Raw genomic sequence first — 20,408 nt, 5'->3', positions numbered from 1 at the left:
AAAAATGGGAGTGACAAGCCGTGGGCGGAAAAGGGGGCGCACATCTTGCGTGATAAGCGGCATGGGTCTCGATTAATGGTTGAGGCCCATGCCGATGATTATTGTTTACAGCAGCACAAGACTCAGTAGATACACTAAAATCATTGCGGTTACGCCTTGAATTAAGGTGGCCATTGTCTGCGCTTTATAGGCTTGCTTAACGCTCATGCGGCTAAACTGGGTGACGACCCAAAAGAAGCTGTCGTTAGCATGAGACACTGTCATGGCGCCTGCACCAATGGCCATGACGGTCAACACTCGGCCCATCTCGCTTGCTAGACCAATATCGCCAAGCATAGGCGCGACCATCGCCGAGGTGGCCACTAAGGCGACGGTGGATGAACCTTGCGCCGACTTAAGCGCCGCAGCCACAATAAAGGGCATGAAAATGCCAATGCCCAGAGCCGACAATGAACTGCCAAGGAAGCTGCCAATTTCGGTGGCTTTTAATACTGCGCCAAATGCGCCGCCAGCACCGGTGATCAGCAAAATCGGCGCAGCGACAACTAAGCCATGGCTGATCCGCTCGCTAAATTCTTTGATGCGATTATCGCTCTTAAGTAATGCCAGCGACAACATGAGGCCAATCATCAAGGCGTTCACCGGTTGACCTAAGAAAGTGAGCACAGCAAAGAGGTTAGCATCGCCTAAAGGCTGTGACGGAAACTTAGCGATAGAGCCTAAACAGATTAACAGAATCGGCACGAAGATAGGCGCAAAGGCTTTGCTTGGGCTAGGCAGTTTACCGTAAGCGGCTTTTAAGCTATCGAAATCTTCGACACTCTCTTTAAGCTCTTGTGCGCCTTCACCGTCGGGTTCTACATGGGCAAAACGGTTGGCCCACAACATGCCGGCCAAGGCGGCAACGGCCGCGACGACAATACCGACACCAATCACCAATCCAAGATTTGATTCGAGGCCTAAATTCCCCGCCGCGGCGATAGGCCCAGGTGTTGGCGGCACAAAGGTATGGGTGGCATACAGGCCGGTGGCTAAGGCGACACTCATCGACACGCTTGAGACCTTCATGCGATTGGCCATCGATTGTTTCAGCGAGTTTAAGATCACAAAGCCTGAGTCACAAAAGACCGGTATCGAGACCAAGTAACCAATGATCGACATGGTGAGGGTGGGAAAGCGTTGCCCCAGCACCTTAATGACTACATCAGCCATGGTGATAGCCGCACCACTTTTTTCTAAGATGGTGCCAATAATGGTACCTAATACAATCACTAGGCCGATATAGCCTAAGATGCCACCAAAGCCAGAGGTGATGGTTTTGGCAATATCAGCACTTGGTAGCCCGTAGGCAAATGCAGCAATAAATGACGCGAGAATAAGGGTTAAAAACGGATGTAACTTAAATTTCGACGTGGCGATAACGATAAACGCGATCACGGCGAGCAAGATCAGTACGAGGCTCATAGGGTGTCCCTGTATTTGGGTTATATTTATTTGATTGTTCGAACAATGACCCGCTTAGTCAGCGCCACCTAAAGTGAGGGCTAAGGTATTTCAGGCTGCGACTATTATCCGCACAAAAGGATAATCAAGCTTCGGCAAACTTGATGAATTTTTAAGGGATTTATAAGCTTATTTTGTGCAATTGCACATATTTTGACGCTTTGGTGTGCTAGCTATGACCATATTGCGCTTTTTTGCTTGCGGCATTTTGTTGAGTTGTTTTTATTTCACTGATACGCAAATGTCGTGATCACATGGATATGAAAGAATGCAGGGCCTTCGAATGAAGGTGTAGGCATTGTTTGGCTTATAGCATTTGCCGGAATAGGTTTTTTACATCGCTGATGGTAGCGTTAACCTTTATGGCAACCAATTGCCTGCCGCATGGCTTTCGTGCAGGTGCTTCTGTGACACGGTGAGTGAAGCCCAGCTTCGCGCTTACGAACGAGAGGCATGGATGCCGAACTGGCTTTTAGACATGGACGTTGTTCAAGTACAATCCCTGTAGGCTCTGCCGTGACATCCATGTCACGGAAGGTCACAACCGCACCTACACCCGAGTTCTTAATCTCTTCTATTTGACCTTACTAGTGTCACTCGGACAATCAAAAGTTAAATTGTTTTTGGACAAAAATCGTTTAGTGCTTAGGCTCTAAATTATACGATTCACATTATCATTAGTAATGACGCTCTTAAGAAAGCAGGCTTCTGTTCATTAAGAGATGGATGGATCGCAGTTCACTCTCGAAACTAAGAAGCTAACCAGAAAGTTTAGGTTAGGCGTTCTAAATGAACCGCCCTCGGCTCTGGCATCCTGCTTTGCCCTACCTCCTAAATCCATTTAGTCGTGTGCGGAGCCGCATGCAGGGTGGTGTGGGGGTTGGAGGTTAGATACCTCCGGCTACCGATTAAATGCATTAGCAGACAAGACGTTTTGGATACCTGATGCCATTTACAATCCATGTTTTCTGGGTGCTATTCCATGTCGTCATATAACTTATTAGACACCCTTCACTATGGACAACACCACCCCCAGTCGTGATTGAACTTGCAGAAAGCCAAGCACTATCACCATATGACGTAATAGTTCCTTGTGTTGTTGTGGTGCTTGGCATGCTGAAAGTACCACCGCCCCATCTGAACTGAAAAGCTCTTACTCCACCGCCCATGTCCATTGCGTTAAGCGGCGGACCGCTATCCAGTATTACTTCACGAATATCCTTTCCGATGTACTTCTTCATATGAGTTGATACACAGCCCGACAGGAGAAGTAGCAGTGTGATTGCGAGTATCGTTCTCATGGTTCCACTCCGTGAATTTAACGCTTGGCTTTGCGGCGCGCAGCGTAGGTGTGTCCGCCAACAGCCACTGGTTATGTGATGGTAGCTCAATTTGGCAGCCCCTCGAACTTTGGCACTTCCCCTAACTCTCCAACCCAAGCAGCTTTGCTGGATGAAAAGATGTGCGCTGTTGGCGACATAGAGATTTCAGTGTCCAAACACCCTGCCGGAACGACGAGTAAACCTGCGATCTGAGTGCTCGGCAACGCTGAGCCACACAGTTTACAAAAACTTTTGCTATGACGAGTGCCTGGAAGCGTAAAGGAGGTCACAGCATCTACACCCGACCGCCAGACCAATTTAGCTGACTGTGAGAATAGATTTGCCGCATGAGCCGAACCCGTATCTTTTTGGCAATGCTGGCAATGACACAGGTAAAAGCTATCGAACTCACCTTTTACCTCAAAGCTCACGGTGCCACACAGACAAGAACCAATATGATCAGTCATCAGAATCCCTTCCATGGCCTGTGGATAAAACACACATAACGTTTTAGTATTTATGCGTTACGTTGTCTGCAAGGCATAAATCGCTTATTGGACTTGGCCGCTGCCACATCCATGTATTTGGTATGCATTATGCTATAGGAGTTTGCTTTTATGTGGTAGTCGTTTTTTTGAGCTGAGGTAAGGTTATCAATTGGTCTTCTTTAGTATTTTTATATTTCATTAGCGCCTCTTGACGGCAAATACTCGTGATTAACCGTGCTTTTTAGACCATTCATACCACTAAGGCCGCAGGCCTTTGCCTCACTGATGTTCATAGCAAGGTCTTACTGAATCTACGGATACTTATCGAGCACTAATCTGTGTTTTTCACTTTTTTCTCTCGCAACTCACACCAGATAAAGTTAAATCGAAGAGACGATGAGTACAGGTGTAAGCGCGCTTTTGGCCTTCGAAATCATGGATGATTTCGCCGAGCCCACACGGACGTGCTTGCGGCGAGCCAAAAGAGCGCTTGCACATTCCCCGCCGGACAGGCGATTAATAACAGTGAAGGTTCGACCTTCAAACACTTTCAATAAATGAAAATACAGCCAGCCGCTACTTAAACAAATGTCATCGTTCTTCATTCCAAGACCAGCACACTTTGGGGCAAAAGTACGTTAGCTTTTAATTCTGAGTTCACACCAAATACGGCTAAATCGAAGAGGCGATAGATATAAGTGTAAGCGCGGTTTTGGCCTTCGAAATCATGGATGATTTCGCAGAGCCCACAAGGACGTGCTCGCGGCGTGCCAAAAGAGCGCTTGCACATAAGCCTGCTGCAAGCAATTAACTCACATTGAAGGTTCAACCTTCACCGCTTTCAATAAATGAAAATGCAGCCAGCCGCTACTCAAAAAAATGCCAAGCCTCCACGGATGGCTCACAACGATATCCCTAACTAAAAGCCAGTTCGACAAAATATATCCATATACAAAAGCCAGTTCGACATCCCTGTCTCTCGTTCACGAGTATATGGCTGTCGCCAAGCTCACCCAGTCTCTCGTTCGTGGGCTCGAAGCGACGCTTCACTCACCGAGCCAAAAGAGCGCTTGCACATAAGGTCGTTCTTTCATATCCATGTGATCACGACATTTGCGCATCCATGCACTGCACCTTCGGCAGGCTATTAATTGCCATTAAGGCGCGTCTTCAAAGCACATCAATAAATGAAAATTCAGCATAACGCAGCTCAAGTAAACTTAAAAAAGCTAAAGCTTCATTTCAATATCCACCTTCCTCACACTGCACGGGTTGCTAAATAATGACTTCACTGGCCTGACAGCGTAAAATCACGCCTCATTATTGCTGTGCAGGCCTTGTGTCGTATCAGTCTTGTTTCGCTCTGTCACCGTTAAGATGTCAATAATTTATGCACCAAGCTCCTATCCAAGCTCCTGTAGATCAGGCTCAGCATTGTTTTACCGCGTTTAAATCGCCAATCGATAGTTATCAACTACCCGAGCGTTTTACCTTTCCGTTTTATTATGAGCCGCACCCTTTGTGCGTTTTGGCGGCAGAGGAGCTACAAGCTTATCTGAGTAGCCAAACGGATTGGCAACATAACTTTGGCTTAGGCAGCGATACCAATAATGTTATCGGTAAGATGTTTGGTGTGCTGTTAGTGCGCAACAAGAGCGGTGAGATTGGTTACTTGGCGGCATTTTCTGGCAAATTGGCTGAGCAAAACCTTATCGATGGTTTTGTGCCGCCAGTCTTTGATATGTTGACTAAAGACAGCTTCTTTCATGCTGAGCAACAGGCGATTAATCAGCTGACCTGTGAGTTAACACAGCTTGAGGCCTCGACAGAGTTATCGAGATTGAGAGAGCAGTTAGCCACATTAGTGCAACAGGCTGATGATGAGCTTGAAGCGATGCGCGCGGCTATTATCGAAGGGCGCAAAGCGCGCAAATTAACGCGCGCTCAGGCGGAAGCTGAGTTAGGCCCACAGCCGTTAGCCGCGTTAAATGTGCAATTGGGCAAAGAGAGTGTGGCTGAAAAGCACCAGCTAAAAGCGATAAAGCAGCATTGGGATAGCCTCATTGCAGCGGCGAGCGCCTCGTTACAATTGTTAGAGACCGAGATTGAATCACTTAAAACGCGGCGGGCAAAGCAGTCTAACGCCTTGCAGCAAAAACTGTTCGCTCAGTATCGCTTTTTGAATCAAGCGGGTGAGCTGCAAGATCTTAATCAGATCTTTAACGCTGCGCCCAATCAGCTGCCGCCAGCGGGAGCCGGTGAGTGCGCCGCGCCTAAGTTACTACAATACGCTTTTGCCCAGCAGTTAACGCCACTGGCGATAGCCGAGTTTTGGTGGGGCGCCTCACCAAAGTCAGAGGTGAAGCAACATAAGCAGTTTTATGGTGCGTGCCATGGTAAATGCCAACCGATTTTGAGCCATATGCTTAAAGGCATCGAGATGGATGACAATCCATTATTGAATAACCCGGCTGAAGGTAAAACTATCGATATCTTGTATCAAGATGAGGCGATAGCGGTGATCAACAAGCCGGCTGAGTTTTTGTCGGTGCCGGGCAAAAATATTACCGATTCAGTTTATGCGCGCATGAAGCAGTTGTTTCCCACGGCGACGGGGCCTTTGATCGTGCATCGTTTGGATATGTCGACCTCGGGCCTAATGGTTATAGCCTTAAGCAAAGAGGCCAACAGGGCGCTGGTGCAGCAGTTTATTGGCCGCACGGTTGAGAAACGCTATGTGGCGAAACTGGCGGGGATTGTCGCAGGCGAGCAGGGCGAGATTAACTTGCCACTGCGAGTCGACCTTGACGACAGGCCGCGCCAGCTGGTCTGTTTTGAACATGGTAAACAGGCGCACACCCTGTGGCAGGTCAAGGCGCGAGACGATAACCACACTTGGCTATACCTCTATCCCCAAACTGGCCGTACTCATCAGTTGCGGGTGCATTGTGCCCATGTTGATGGACTTAATCTGCCGATTATTGGTGATGATCTATACGGCACTAAAGCGGACCGATTACATTTACATGCGCAGAAGTTAGTGCTTAATCACCCTACAACACAGGTGCGGATGACCTTTGAGGCTGAGCCTGCATTTTAGGGTTAACGCATAGCGGTTAGCGCCATCAACTTGAGACCCCATCATCCTGAATCTCCCAGCCCCTGAAGCTTAGGTGCGCGAGGTGAATAGCGCTTGACCCAGATAGAGCTGCAGTAAGCCGTTAAGGTTACTCAGCTCGACGCCTGTTATCTGACTTATTTTGTCGAGCCGATAGCGCAGGGTATTGCGATGAATATACAACTGCTTAGCGCAGGCACCTTGATCGCCAAAATGGTTTAGGTAGGCGGCGAGGGTTTTTTGCAGTTGTTGGTTATTGTCTTGGTCGACCAGCTTTTGAAAAGGGGTGAGCAGTTGCTGACCCCGCCAATCCTGTTGCAGCCCAGATAACATTACCAGCAGTGCATAATCTTCAAATAGGTATTTATGGCGTGTAGGGTGCATCTGCATGCCAAATTTTAGGGTCTCTTTGGCGGTTTGGTAGGAGCGGTGAATATCTTCTGGACGAGGAAAATAATGCCCCAAGGCGATATTAAGCTGGGCGCTCATCTCTGGCGGTATACGCTTGAGCAGTTGATCGATACGCTGGCTTTCAAGTTCGGCGCGCCACTGTTTTCCATCGAGAAAGGCGGGTTTGAGGATCACCAGTTCTGTCATCGAGGTCATGGCGATAAGGTTGCCGCGTGAGGGGGTTTCTAATAGGTTTAGTACCTGTTTCAGTAGCGATTTAGCACTCGATTCAGTGCTGTCCTCTTGCACTTGAATGACGGCCGCGACCCGGGGCATGGTTAAATCTATGCCCAAACGTTGGGCTCTGTCGCTCAGTTGCCCTAGCTGCTGATATTCGCCCTTAATCAGTTGCAGAATAAACTCTTCCTGCTGGCGGTTTTGCCATTGAGCAAGCTCGATAGAGTTGGCTTGCTCGACAATCATCTCGGCGCTCATCTTAAGCAATTTACCAAAGGCCATCAGGGTTTCGGGCTCGCCGGTAATGCCAATCACTCCGATGATCTCACCTTGGTAGTGCAGGGGTAAATTGATGCCAGGTTTTACCCCTTGTAGGCTAGCCGTGGTGCCGTGATTAATCTTAACGGTGCGATTTTGGCTAATGGCGAGCAAGGCACCTTCGTGGACAGAACCAATACGATTGTTGTCACCAGAGCCTAATATAACCCCTTGGTTATTCATCACATTAATATTGTGGCCGATAATCACCATGGTGCGATCGACAATCTGTTGTGCGAGCGGCGAGTTTAAAAGGTACACAGAATTATTACGCGGTTATGGTTTTACATGAGCTTACGGTAAATTGGTGAGTGGCACTAGATCTGCACCGCACTTTTGTTAATTGCTGTGGTGTCGGGCATAAAAAAACCCGCTAATTAAGCGGGTTTTTTATATGAAGCGATAACACTTATAGCTTATAGCTCATGCTTAACATCACCAAATGGGCGGTGTAATCATGGCTGTTGCTACCAAAGCTGACCACATTCCAAATACCATCGGGAGCGATGCTATTGCCTGGGTCATTGTCTTGATAGTTTTCCATCTTGTAATCAAGACGCAGGGCCATTTTTTCGGTGGCCTGATATTGACCATAGACATTGACGTTGTGCACTTTGGCAAAGTAATCGCCATAGTCACCGCTTATGCCTTGAGTGACTTGGGTATTACTGCTTGAATCTGAATAGGTGTAATCTACGCCTAGACGCAGTTTATTTTCTAACAGATTGTTATAGCTAAAGCCCGCACCCACCACATCGACTTGATCTTCGATTTGGCTAAACCAGTTAGCGGCACCAAAGTTGGTGCTACCTGACTGATCCGAATCGATATTTTGACGATTATAGAAAGCGTTAACCATCATGTCGTCGGTGATCAAGTAACTGGCATTGATATCGTAACTAAGATCGGTCGATTCAGTTAAGCCAATCTGGGTGTCGTTGTAATCATCCAGAGCGTAGCGTGCACCTAGATCGATAGTCAGCGCATCGATAGGCGTGTGGCTCACACGAGCCTCGACCATGCTGCGTTTGCGATCAGCTAAGTTGTACTTACGTAGTAGGTCGTTCGACTCGCTTGAAGTCCACTGTGATGCTTGATACTCAGAACCATCACGTTCGCCATAGCTGCCCTTGATCCACATATCCCAGTTGTTAAATGCACTGATATGGAACTTAGTCCAAAGTGTATTTTCATCTGTGGTTTCACGATCTTGGTAGCTACGCTCATCACGACGGTAATCGTAACCCGCATCGAGCTTCATGCCGCGGCTGATACGAAAATCAGCGCCCAATTTACCGCGATGGGTGGTAATATCATAGGGCGTGTTGTAAGCCACTTTACCGCTAGTCGAGTCGATGCTGATCTGCGTCCACTGCTCAATCTCGGTTTGATTATCACGGTCGCTGTAGTCGTAGCTGGCATTCACACGCACAGTACGATTTAAGCGCGACACCACTTTAAGATTAGCGCCACTCATATCGACCTGCGCATCCAATGACTCTGCAGGTAATTGATAACCATAGCCTGAGGTGACAAAGGCTTGATCTTGGGTCATTTGACCATAGTGAACGCGGCCACTCATCACGGTTTGCCCTAGGTGATATTGGCCTAGTAACGAGACCGTATGGGCTTCGTTGTCAGGGTCAAGCGCCATAGTGCCTTGGGTCTGCGCCCCAAAAGTTGGGTTGAACGCGTTATCAAACGTCAGTTGGCTATATTGGTTTTTAAAGCTCGAACCTGAATAGTTGAGCGCGGTAAACCAATTATCGCCTTTGAGTTTAATGCCGGCCTCAAGGTTATCAGTGGTGTGATCAACGGGTTCAGCGAGCATCATCGACTGATTAAAGAAGCTGCCAGATGCTGACTTTAGCCCGGTTTTATCTTCACGCTGATACTTGATGTAAGCGCTCCATAACTCTTCACCTTGATAGCTCAGCCCAAGTCCTGCGCGCTTACGTTTAAGCGACAACTCTTGCGGCGTTAAGCTGGCGTTAAGCTGGCTCATCTCTTGGCTTGACCCGGCGGTTTGCCAGTTATTAGGCAAGGTTAAATCGCCGCCACCAATACCTTGGTAAGGGGTCATGGCACTGTCGGTTTTGTAGGTCGCAATTTGACGATAATTCAAATTGAGGTTGTACTGGGCAACTTTACCAGCATTCACCTCTAAACGACCATTTTCCATGCCTAAGTCTTGTGCTTCGACAGAGGCGCGGTAGCCCGATGTACCGACGTAATTCACATCGGCATCGACTTTACCGGCAAACTCGTTTTCTGCGGCAAAGGCATTGGCAGAGCGGATATCATCGCTGTCGTTATAGCCGACGCCCGCACCAACCGTGCCCGATACGCCAGTTTCAATGTCACAGCGCTTACATTCCCACTTGTCTAGCTGCACCTTGCTGGTGTTGGCCTGTTGAATATTATAGCCATCGGCGAGCACGATATTGGGCACAAACACACTGGCGTTAGCGATGAGGGCGAGCGTGACTAAATTTAAGTTAAATTTCATGTTGTCGTCTCCTTAGCGCTGAAACAGCTTGCCAGATGGATGGTTTGAACCATGGATCTGACTGTGGCAGTTTAAGCAGCTGCGACCACCGGTGAAGGCATTTGTGCCCACTTCAGAACCCAGTTCAGTGTTACCCATGTAGGCGTTACTGGCGTGACCATCGCTAGCATGACATTGCTGACATAGCTGTGGTGCACGGGTCTTGAGCATTCCTTCGTTCACGCTGCCGTGTGGGTTATGACACGCAACACAATCTTCAGTTACGGGTGCATGTTCCCACAGCTTTGGGCCGCGTTTTTCGGCGTGGCATGAGTAGCAGGTTTCATTGACACTGGGCTTAACTAGATCCGCATCAGACATACTGCCGTGAGGATTATGACAATCGCTACACACCATTTGATCCCATTTCATGGGGTGGCTTGAGCGTTTGTGCATATCCGCTTTTTGCTTAGTATGGCAGCTCGTACATACTTCCATTTCGGTGCTTTTTGATAGCACAGGATCTTTGGCGGTATGCACTGAGTGACATGAGGCACAAGCTACATCGGCATTGTCATGATGACCGCCATTCCATGACATACGCTTATCGTCTTGGTGGCAGCTCAAACAGACACTGTTTTGTTTTTCAGCAGACAAGCTAGAGGTAGGACCGAAATCGATCATTGGCTCTTTGCCGCCCTTGTTATGTTTGCCCATTGGGCCGTGGCATGATTCACACTGTAGGCCCGCCATGGGGCTTTTGCTTGAATCAATTGCGCCATGGACGCCTTTGAACAGATCCATCACTTTTTCAGACTTGCGGTGACACATTAAGCAAGAGTCGGCGCCTTTAGGTGAATAGTCACCTTCGGCAAATTTCTTGTCCAAGGTGGCTTCCACTTCGTCCGGTGTCATGCTGGCGTCCCACTTGGCAGCGGTTGCTTGACTGGCGCCAAACGAGAGCAGCGCAGCAGCAAGCATTGCTGGTATAAAGCGGGTTAATTTATTGGTGATTTTCATAATAGACTTCCTAATTTGCACAAATGGTAGCGAAAATGGGGGAGAGGACTCCCCCGTTTTTCATATTGAGATGAGCAAATTACATCTTCACAGCCGTGTGATCGTCGATAACCGGTGCGTGGCAGTAGAAACAGGTTTCTAGCTGTGCGGCATCGTTTACAGCACCTTTATTTTCCATATTTACAATCGCACCTTGGCCTTCAACGTGATTCTTAAACTTGTCACCGCTGTAGCTGTGACATGAATAACACGTTGCTGCTATGGGTGTAGTGTAAGCAGATATGGTGATTTGGTCTTTTTCATCAACGACGCCATCTTTGTTTTCATCTTCAGTCGATTGCTCTTTACGAGAAGAGGTTGCTAAAGCGCCTTTTTGCTTGAACGCTTGAGTATTGAAGTCGTTATGGCATGAGCTGCAGTTCATACCATAAACCGCGGCATAATCGCCATGGCTATGGGTTTTATGCAGTTTCATTTCTAGTGCGCCTTTGTTAGCGCCGCTTGCATAGGTGCCATCAGGTGTATGACAAGCCACACAGCCATCGACACCCGTAACGATTTCACCATTAAGCTCACGGCCTAACTGCTCTGACATGACAAAACCTGCGTGATAACCTTTATGGATCTCGAAGGTTTCACCATGACAGCTTTCACAGCCAGCAAAATTAACCGAGTTGATGTGACGTGTGCTTGGGGCTTCACCCGATAATGTACCGTGGGTTAGCTCAGCTTTCATGCTGGCCGTTGCAACACCTTCGGCACATTCAACAAGTTTGCCTTGTGCTGTACACATCTCTAAGCCAATTAAACTAAAGGCGGTATCAGTGTCAGTACCTGCTGTGCCAAAAGGTAATGGGCCAGTGTTAACAACCAATGCGCCATCAACGATTTGAGCGCCGCCGTTAAGTGCACTGTTCTTAATCATATCGATAGCGACTTTGTGCTCGCCATTAATGGGGTTTGCGTTGTAACCCATAATTGGGTAGTTGGGCCCGACATTGGTGATGCTTTCGACCCGTTTAATTTTAGGCAGGATACTGCTGACATCCAACGCGTTGCCGGCTTCATCAGAGAAGCTAATGGTGATGTTAGCACTCATATCTGCTGGTACAGCAGTTAGGGTTGCGTTCATACCGACTAAATCGATAAGGGCACGTTTTTGAATGGCATCGGCAGTATGAATTTCTTCAGTCCAGCTGGCATTATGACAGGCAATACAGTTGCTGTTGTCATCTTGCTGTGAGTGGCCTTTACCAGCCATAAAGTCGACATTGACGTGGCAGCTAGTACAGGTTTCCATGGTAGGAACCCGTGACCAGTTACCCCATTCAGAAAGCTCTTCTGATTCTACGTGACAGGCCTGACAGTTGTTTTGAATTAACAATTCAGCCGCTTTACCGTCATACTCTTTACCCTTTCTGTCAGTAAAGCTTTTTGCTGAGTTATGGATGTTATGAACTAGGTGGTTCCACTGCGACTCAGTTGACATTGAGCTGCTATGGCAAGTGGCACAGGTTTCTTGGGTATAGTAACTGCTGTGACGTGTCGTCAGCGGTTCACCTTCGGCGTGACAAGCAGTACAAGCTTGGTGACTGACAATATCTTTAGTGTACTTAGCTTGATAACCGTTGCCATCAAAGTCTGCAACGATTTCACGGCGGGGCACTGACGTTACACCGTCGGCAAGCGTAGAGTCTTTACCGCCTGCATAGACGTTAAAGCGCTGTGTGAGCTCTTGATTGTAACCTTCGACTTCGAAGGTAAATTGATAGCTACCGTCTTTGTTGTCAATGTAGTTGTCAGCACCAGATACCCGAGCAATGCGAGTCCACTGTGCGCTATTACCTGCGCCAGTCGCCCCCATAGGAGTCAATTGTGCGGCGACAATACCTAAATCTTGCAGACCAACGATAGGTAAATCTTCTTCGTTGGTGGCAAATACGGTCACCGTTGGGGTGCCGTTGTCATAGGTGACGCTTTTCACGTCTAGGTTAAGTGTATTGATTGCTGGCGCAGCTGGACCACCAGGGTTACCTGGATTGCCGTTGTCACCATCGCTGCCGCCACAACCACTAAGAGCCATAGAGACTGCACCTGCTGCGAGAAGCAGCTTAAACTTATTATTTTGTACGTTCATCATATTTTCCCTGCATAGGTTTGGCATCGTCTTAAGTGCATGGTCAGTTTTCTGAACCGTTCTCATTATAAGTAGTGCAACCTAAGTCAATGCTGGAAATAGAAATCCCCACCGAAATCGTAACGTAACAAGCGGCTAAAATCTGCCGAACATAGTCTAATGTGTGACCGAGATCTTTCTATTTCTAAAGAGGTAGTTAGATTGGAAGCTAAAGCATGAGGGTGAACAAAAAAACAGGCGTATTACATTAGCTTAACGCAATTGTTTGCATTGTTATTATATTGTTTTACTGAAAAAACAAAGGGAGGCAAAGCCTCCCTTTGGGGTGTTATTGAAGTTAACTCATCACTTAGGGATGCATCATTATCTCAATATTAGTTACCGTGAATTGTCATGATATTTGCTGGTGTATGACAAGTCTGGCAGGTCTCTGCTGCATTAGCTTTTACATAGTCAGCATTGCTACCATCTAAAATACCACCGTTGGTTTTGATGTGAGACTTAGCGGCATCATCTAGGTGCGCTTGGTGACAGCTTAGGCAGCTACCTGCATCAGATGAGACCCAAATTTCACCATTACCATCGAAAGCAGGGTAGCGCCATGCGCGCTCAGGTGCTTGGCCTCAGTTTAACGCCTGAGTCAGCATGACAGGTTGTACAATCTGTTTTCATGACTGTCTCAGATTTTAGACCGCTGCCCCATTTAGCGTTCATATCATGCCCTGAAGCGTGATGAGCTTTATAAGCAAAGCTTGTAGGTGCAATGTCTCCCCACTGAGTTAAGCCTTTATCAGGAGTATGACAAGCTTGACAGTTGACACCATTATCGTAATGAGCAATCACTTTATTGTGGCAACCCATACACTTAGTTGAATCGATAATCGCCCGGCGAGCCTTAGCAGGTTCACTGGTGTCGGTATCATTCCAGGTAAAGCGCAGAGGCTCATCTTGAATGTAGGCGCTGGTGACGACTGAATTACCATAGTCGTCGACCGTATCACAAGCTACTGGCTCAACAACAGGTCGGCCATAACCTCCCTTTCTAAAGCAAGTCGATACGCCTGCAAATAGCTCAACACTCTTACCTTCTAGTGCTAAGTCACCTGTTATATCATCGGTAGGGAGCTTTAGTGTACTGTTGCTGCTATCTATGCTGAACGTTTTAGTAGTTGCATCATAGCTGGCGGCATTCAGTGCAAAGCCGCGGTCACCGTATTTACTCCCATCTTTGTAAGCGGGGTAGTCTTTGTCGATATCCCAAGAGAAGTAGATGCTTGACGGCGTGTATTGGCTAGGGTCTGCAATAAACTCTTTGGCTACAGGCTCACCTTTATCATCTAAGATTTGCACATCAAAGGTTAATACTTTAGCTGTAACCTTGATGTTGCTGAACTTAGCTGAGTAGCCTTGGCTAGCATTATAGCTTTTCATCACATCGCCATGTGCTTCAGCCCCGCTTCTAGCGTAACCCTCTTCTATATGACAAGAGATACAGTTTTCATTTTGAGGATCGTGATATTTTTTAGGCATGGTAGTGTGGCAAGCAATACAGGCCGTATTACTTTGATTAGCCAAAAATAGATCGGCATTGGCTGGTGCACTTTCACCTGTTACGTGACACGCTGCACAATCAGCTGCCGGCTTTTGGGGATACATCACCTTACCATAGTCATGCACAGAGCCTTTATAACCAATTACCTTGTAAGGTGCAGGAATATTGCCGTTTGCATCAGGTACAGGATCGGTCGAGTCTGGTGCGTAAGTTGTTCTTGCATGACCTTTGTGGATCGCATGGATCATATAGGTAAAGTCGACACTGTTACCTGACTCAGGATCGCCCGATGTGGCGGTATGACAAGAGGCACAGTTTTCGATGTTAATACGGCGGCCGCCATGTAGCTCAAGACTCTCTGGCTGGTGGCAGGTATAGCAGGTTTCGATTGAAACCACATCGCGACTCTGGATCCCTTCGGTTAATCCTGATGAAGGTTGCCAGTCAAAGTTTGCATTGGCTGCAAGAGGACTTAGTTCAAGCTCTAAGGTGGCACGCTGAGTGTAGTCGGCATTATAAGTGACTGCGACTGGGGTAGTCACATCAGCAATATTCTGTTGGAAGGTATAACTGTAGGTACCGTCGCCATTATCGACAAAACAGGTGTCACATTTAGCGGCTTGTTCAACATTCGCTTGGAACTGCGTTGTTGGATTGATGTTGGTTTCGCCGTCAGGGATCCAATCTGGATTAGGCGCTTTTTCTGCGTTGATATAGGATTGCCATTGAAATCCTCTATCGAACTCTACAGCATCATCACCTTCGCCAAATATGCGAGTTTCATGGGTTAATTGTGCAATACCAAATCGTAAATCGTGATCTTTGGTTAGCCCAAGAATGGCAACGCCATTGTCATTTTCGAGTTTAAAATCAACTGTGACGCTACCAGCATCGACAGTGGCATTAGTAAATACTGCATTGATGCTTTTAGCTGTATCGATTTTGACGCCAATAACGCCGTCTTTTCCGTCTTCACCATCTTTACCGTCGCTGCCGCAACCAGAAAGTGCTAAAGAAAGAAGCCCTGCACCTAATACAGCTTTGGTCGCCGCATTAAAATTGAACTTTTTCATCATGATTATTCCCTGCAATAGTTTTAATCATCACTATTGAGTTGTTCTGTTTTAAAAACAGGCCTCAAAATTGAGAGCCGTTTCTATTTATAAATTTGTAAAACACTCAATTAGTGTGTGGAATTAAATTTCCACCTCTAAGGCTATCTAAGCTGCGGCGATTTAGCAGTTGTTTTAATTGCTTTATGTGATTGAGATCTGACTATTTCTTTAGAGGTAGTCGAATTGGATTAGATAAATGGAAGATGCAGAATTAAACCCTGTCCAAAAGACAAAAATTAACAGCTGAGCGGCACTTGTAAAAAGTCCTGAGCAAATGCTATCGCATTGTAGACACGTCACTTTTAACGATTCAGTGAACGATGAGTGAGATTTTTTTGCAAAGCCAGTTGGGGGGGGAGGGGACTACTCTAATGACTTTAATTGATGAAGCTTATCGTTGGTTGACGGGCAATAAAAAAGGAGGGCAAGCCTCCTTTGTGGATTTAATCTCTTTTTTAGCCTGAATCAGCTAGCACACTTAATCGCTAAGGTATTGGCTTTAGCCGCTAAGGAGTTCCCTCGCGGCTAACTCATTAGACTAAATTATTACACTAGCTACCGTGTATTGAGCGCAATTGCGTGGGGGTGTGGCAGGTCGAACAGGCTTCTGCCGCTCGGGTTCTGACATCATCCACGCTAGTACCATCGAGAATCCCGCCATTGGTTTCGATATGGCTGGCGCCAGCGTCACTGAGGTATTTCTGGTGACAACTTAAACAGGTACCAGCATCTGATGATACCCAGATATCGGCTCCTGTAGTGGTGTCGCCATAGCGCCATACGCGCTCACTTGCGCGGCCCAGTGCAATACCGTTGTCGGTATGACAGGTACTGCAATCGGTTTTTAAGACAGTGCCAGATTGCACTCCGGCATATTTGAGATAGTGACCTGGCGCCTCATGAGCCTTAAAGGCATAGCTAGTGGATTTTTGGCCACCTGGATAGTCACTGTCAGAACGGGTCGTTTTATCAGCGGTGTGACAAGTCTGACAATTGTAGCCGTTGTTATAGTGATGATTTTCTTGATTATGGCAGCCCTGACATTTAGCACTGTCGATAATACTGCGGCGCATGGTCGTTTGTGCGTTAGCATCGAGGCCTGAGCCTGCCCAGACAAACTGATAAGGCGGCTCTTTAACGGCAACGCTGCGGGTGTTATCGCTACAAGCTGTCATGACCACTTGGGCCACACCATAGCCGCCATTGTTAAAGCAGACCTCAATGGTTGACCATAACTCGAAGGTTTTACCATCAGCATCAGCAGGTATATCAAAGTTGCTGCCAATAAGAGTGTAAGTCATCGTGGCGGCATCATAGGTGCCTTCAGATAAACGTATGCGGCGCTCGCGATAAGAGGCATCCTCATAAGCGGGGTAATCCTTATCGGTATCCCACGCGACCACGACTCGGGTACTTTGGTCGACAAACTCACTGGCAATAGGTGCGCCACTGGCATCGGTTACTTGTACATCAAACGTCAGTTTACCGTTGGCATCGAGCCCGATATTACTAAAGCTGACGCCCATGGCTTCCGCGTCAACATACGCTTGTAATACGTCACCATGGCGTTTTTCCGCATTGCCTGTACCAGGGTACGTATTGGTGGCGTTATGGCAGGCCATACAGTTGGTATCAGTATGATTTTGTGAGGGCTTTTCGCTGTGACAGGCGACACATGCCGTGTTGCTCAGATCGGCTTTAAACAGATCCGCATTCGCCGGAGCGCCAGCGCCTTCAACATGGCATGAGGCACAATCTGCCGCAGGCTTTTGCGGGAAGGTGACTTTGCCATAGTCGTGTAAACTACCGCCATAACCCACAATCTTATAAGGGGCTGGTACTAATCCATCAGGGGTGCTGATTTGTCTGTCTTGCCCTCTGTGAATGGCATGGATCATGAAGGTAAAGTCGACGCTGTTACCGCTTTCAGGATCGCCTGAAGTTGATGTATGGCAACTGGCGCAGTTTTCTAATGCGATGCGTCGACCGCCATGCAGTGCCAAGCTTTCTGGCTGATGACAGGTATAACAGGTGTCGATAGTCACCACATTACGGGTTTGAATATCGTCGGTGGCGCCACTTGAGGGCTGCCAATCGTGATGGGCATTGGCCGTTGCTTGATCAAGTTTTAATTCTAACGTCACTCTATGGGTATTGTCGGCGCCATAAGTGATCGTCAGCGGCTCGGTTACATTGGCGATATTTTGTTGGAAAGTGTAGCGATAACTACCATCGAGGTTGTCGACAAGGCAATCTTCACAGTTGCTGGCGGCTTCGACATTGGCTTGATATTGTGGCGATGGGTTTAGCCCAGCAGCATCATCTGGCAGTGTGCCCGGTTGTTTCAAGGTATTAATATAGGCCTGCCATTGCAAACCCCTATCATAAACCTCACCCTCGATTGTCTCTGTGACAGGTGCCAGTTGCGCGATACCAAAACGGATATCGTAGTCTTTGTTAAACGCCCAGCACTGCAACGCCATTGGCGTTTTCTAATCTAAAGTCAACGCTGACGATACCATCGGCAATCGAGGCTTGGGTAAATTCAGCCATGATGGTCGATGTTGAATCAATATTGACACCAATAGGGCCATCTACGCCATCTTTGCCATCGTCTCCGTCACTGCCGCAACCGATTAATAACGTGCTACACGCCAGAGCGATAACGCTCCATGGGGTACCTTTTGCTTTTATATCCATAATTATGCGTTCCATAAATAGTGCGTTTCAAAAGTCACTAACAAGATGTGCACGAGGGAGCACCTAGCGCACATCGTCATTACTTGATCGGGTGAACCTTGAGTACATCGGCGCTTGCGTCCTGACCGTGACAGGTGGTGCAGCTTTCTGTTCCGGCGTTGGCATCGGCTAAGGAACCCTTAAATACGGCGCCTTGTTGCACCATATGGTTGGTAGCGCTATCACTGGCGTGGCAATCGCTGCAGATGGCGGCGGTAGGGCTGGTGTACAAATCGCCCGCGATAGCCAGTGGTTTTACGCCCGCATACAGTGGCAATGCTGCGGTTAATACGCCAGCTTGTTGGCTATGACACTGCGCACAATTACCTAAGTTTCCAGGATAGTTAATCGACTCATAACCTTCACGTTGGCCGCTGTGTATCCCATGCACTAGGTGCTTGTAATCGGCGGTGGCGGTAGAGGGGTTATCGGTGGCATCGGCAACCATATTAGGGTTATGACACAGCTGACATTGTCCTTCTAAATCATTGCGTGAACCGTGGAAATTAAGTTGTTGATCGCCATGACAACTCCCACAAGTGTCATTAGTGACCACGACTCGTCGACCGCTATCGCTTAGTGCTTGTGCGCTAAAGAATTGGTGGCTCGACTTGATGTTAACTTCACTGTTTGTGGTGTCACTACAGTCGCCTAATACGCCATTGGCGGCGCAAACTTTGCCTTGTATGGCTAAGGCGCCTAAATCCATCTCAGTGCCAGCTGGAACCGTGACGCCAGTAATTTGATAACTATAGTTGCCATTACTACCAGCGATGGGGGCTTCCTCTTGCAAGCGGATGGAGCGTGGCGAACGTGTCGCGTAATCGAAACTGGTTCCCCAATTAGCGTATACACGTAGATCGGCGACAAAGTTAAGATTGTTGGCACTGTCTGTATAGATCTGACCTGATGCGGGGTTACGTAAACTCAAGGTAAAGGAGACAGTGTCGCCACTGAGTGATGCTGATGTGATGCTGGCTGCAAACTGGCCTAGGGCCTCATCATTACCACCGTCGTTGTGCACATTGGCTGTCCAATCTGGGTTGTGGCAGGCGATACAGTTGGCATTGTCTGCTTGAGCTGGATGTCCTTGGCCTGCTTTAAAGTCGATATTGTTGTGGCAAGCACCGCAAGCCTCCATGGTCGGAACCCGAGCCCAATTATGATTTTCACTTAAGGTATCATCAGCCACATGGCATGTTTGGCAGTTAGCCAAAGAACCAGGAAAGCCCGATAAGTGTTTGGTGTGTACCATCTGTGGGAAAATATTGTCAGGATTACTGACTCTATCGGCGTTATGACAAGTGACGCAGGTTTCTATTTGGTTGTAGTTACTACCATGAAAGGCTAAGTCATTATGGCAGCTATTACAGGTAGCAATGGTCACGATATTGCGGGTGTAAGCGGGCTCTGCACTTTGCCCTGTAGTGGGGGCTTGCCAATCAAGATGTTGATTGGTCACGGGAAGGGCTGTGCCATCGGCTAGGCTATCACCGCCCATTTTTATGACGATTCGTTGAGTCGCCCCTGCTTGGTAACTAATGTCATTCATGCCATCAAATGGGGCATCGAAGGTGTAGCTGTAGTCGCCATTTTTATAGTCGACATAATCCCCTGCACACCTAGCAGGGCAGTTTTGTGAGGTAAAAAACTGCCATTGTGAGCTATTGCCGGCGTTAGTGTAACCTTGGGGCAGCAACTGCGCAGCAATAAAGGTTGCGCTTGCCACGCCAACCACCGGTTGATCATCTTGGTTGGTGACACGGTAGTTAACGGTGGCAATACCAGACTGCATAGTGACATCATCGATAGCGATTTGTAAGGTATCGATCGTCATTGCTGGTGGGCCGCCAGGCTCTCCGGGTTTACCGGGGGCACCATCATCACCACCACAGGCGCTGAGGATAAAAGCCACAGCTAACGTGGCAGCGTAACGGTTAAGGTAGGTCATTTTCTTCATCATCTCTTCCTTGGAAATTTG

General features: G+C 47.8%; 9 protein-coding genes and 2 pseudogenes. 1 reads left to right on the top strand and 10 read right to left on the bottom strand.

Annotated features, from left to right (window positions below; translation table 11 throughout):
* Positions 1–105: 105 nt before the first annotated feature.
* The 3 genes from AC5YBZ_RS11255 to AC5YBZ_RS11245 form a co-directional block, all read right to left on the bottom strand.
* Positions 106–1,464, bottom strand: coding sequence for a GntP family permease (locus AC5YBZ_RS11255; RefSeq protein WP_494521387.1), 1,359 nt, complete (start codon positions 1,462–1,464; stop codon positions 106–108).
* 1,426 nt (positions 1,465–2,890) lie between these two features.
* Positions 2,891–3,292: a GFA family protein gene (locus tag AC5YBZ_RS11250; RefSeq protein WP_494523703.1), complete on the bottom strand. Its 402-nt coding sequence runs from the start codon at positions 3,290–3,292 to the stop codon at positions 2,891–2,893.
* Between the two features lie 401 nt (positions 3,293–3,693).
* Positions 3,694–3,918, bottom strand: coding sequence for a hypothetical protein (locus AC5YBZ_RS11245; RefSeq protein WP_494542914.1), 225 nt, complete (start codon positions 3,916–3,918; stop codon positions 3,694–3,696).
* A gap of 785 nt (positions 3,919–4,703) precedes the next feature.
* Between AC5YBZ_RS11245 and AC5YBZ_RS11240 the strand changes: the two genes are divergently transcribed.
* Positions 4,704–6,413 (top strand): RluA family pseudouridine synthase, encoded by a 1,710-nt coding sequence (locus tag AC5YBZ_RS11240; protein ID WP_494542913.1) that lies wholly within the window; start codon positions 4,704–4,706, stop codon positions 6,411–6,413.
* Between the two features lie 69 nt (positions 6,414–6,482).
* Here the strand turns inward: AC5YBZ_RS11240 and AC5YBZ_RS11235 are convergent, their stop codons facing one another.
* The 7 genes and pseudogenes from AC5YBZ_RS11235 to AC5YBZ_RS11205 form a co-directional block, all read right to left on the bottom strand.
* Positions 6,483–7,637, bottom strand: a complete 1,155-nt coding sequence (locus AC5YBZ_RS11235; protein ID WP_494521390.1) for a sugar diacid recognition domain-containing protein — start codon at positions 7,635–7,637, stop codon at positions 6,483–6,485.
* 148 nt (positions 7,638–7,785) lie between these two features.
* Complete coding sequence (locus AC5YBZ_RS11230) at positions 7,786–9,885, bottom strand: MtrB/PioB family decaheme-associated outer membrane protein (RefSeq protein WP_494521391.1); 2,100 nt, start codon at positions 9,883–9,885, stop codon at positions 7,786–7,788.
* Positions 9,886–9,897: 12 nt separating this feature from the next.
* Positions 9,898–10,845: a DmsE family decaheme c-type cytochrome gene (locus AC5YBZ_RS11225; RefSeq protein WP_494521609.1), complete on the bottom strand. Its 948-nt coding sequence runs from the start codon at positions 10,843–10,845 to the stop codon at positions 9,898–9,900.
* Between the two features lie 118 nt (positions 10,846–10,963).
* Positions 10,964–13,024 carry an OmcA/MtrC family decaheme c-type cytochrome gene (locus AC5YBZ_RS11220; protein WP_494542912.1) on the bottom strand — a complete coding sequence of 687 codons (2,061 nt, stop codon included), beginning with the start codon at positions 13,022–13,024 and terminating at the stop codon, positions 10,964–10,966.
* A 371-nt stretch (positions 13,025–13,395) separates the two neighbouring features.
* Positions 13,396–15,649: pseudogene (locus AC5YBZ_RS11215) on the bottom strand (OmcA/MtrC family decaheme c-type cytochrome).
* 590 nt (positions 15,650–16,239) lie between these two features.
* Positions 16,240–18,388, bottom strand: a pseudogene (locus AC5YBZ_RS11210) (OmcA/MtrC family decaheme c-type cytochrome).
* A gap of 79 nt (positions 18,389–18,467) precedes the next feature.
* Complete coding sequence (locus AC5YBZ_RS11205; protein ID WP_494542911.1) at positions 18,468–20,390, bottom strand: OmcA/MtrC family decaheme c-type cytochrome; 1,923 nt, start codon at positions 20,388–20,390, stop codon at positions 18,468–18,470.
* Between the last annotated feature and the right edge of the window lie 18 nt (positions 20,391–20,408).

The organism is Shewanella sp. 553 (assembly GCF_059338375.1).
This window is presented reverse-complemented; position numbering and strand designations above follow the sequence as displayed.

Bases quoted from the DNA above. Each gene is read 5' to 3' on its own strand.
- AC5YBZ_RS11255 (WP_494521387.1), bottom strand. From the start codon at position 1,464: ATGAGCCTCGTACTGATCTTGCTCGCCGTGATCGCGTTTATCGTTATC.
- AC5YBZ_RS11250 (WP_494523703.1), bottom strand. From the start codon at position 3,292: ATGACTGATCATATTGGTTCTTGTCTGTGTGGCACCGTGAGCTTTGAG.
- AC5YBZ_RS11245 (WP_494542914.1), bottom strand. From the start codon at position 3,918: ATGAAGAACGATGACATTTGTTTAAGTAGCGGCTGGCTGTATTTTCAT.
- AC5YBZ_RS11240 (WP_494542913.1), top strand. From the start codon at position 4,704: ATGCACCAAGCTCCTATCCAAGCTCCTGTAGATCAGGCTCAGCATTGT.
- AC5YBZ_RS11230 (WP_494521391.1), bottom strand. From the start codon at position 9,885: ATGAAATTTAACTTAAATTTAGTCACGCTCGCCCTCATCGCTAACGCC.
- AC5YBZ_RS11225 (WP_494521609.1), bottom strand. From the start codon at position 10,845: ATGCTTGCTGCTGCGCTGCTCTCGTTTGGCGCCAGTCAAGCAACCGCT.
- AC5YBZ_RS11220 (WP_494542912.1), bottom strand. From the start codon at position 13,024: ATGATGAACGTACAAAATAATAAGTTTAAGCTGCTTCTCGCAGCAGGT.
- AC5YBZ_RS11205 (WP_494542911.1), bottom strand. From the start codon at position 20,390: ATGATGAAGAAAATGACCTACCTTAACCGTTACGCTGCCACGTTAGCT.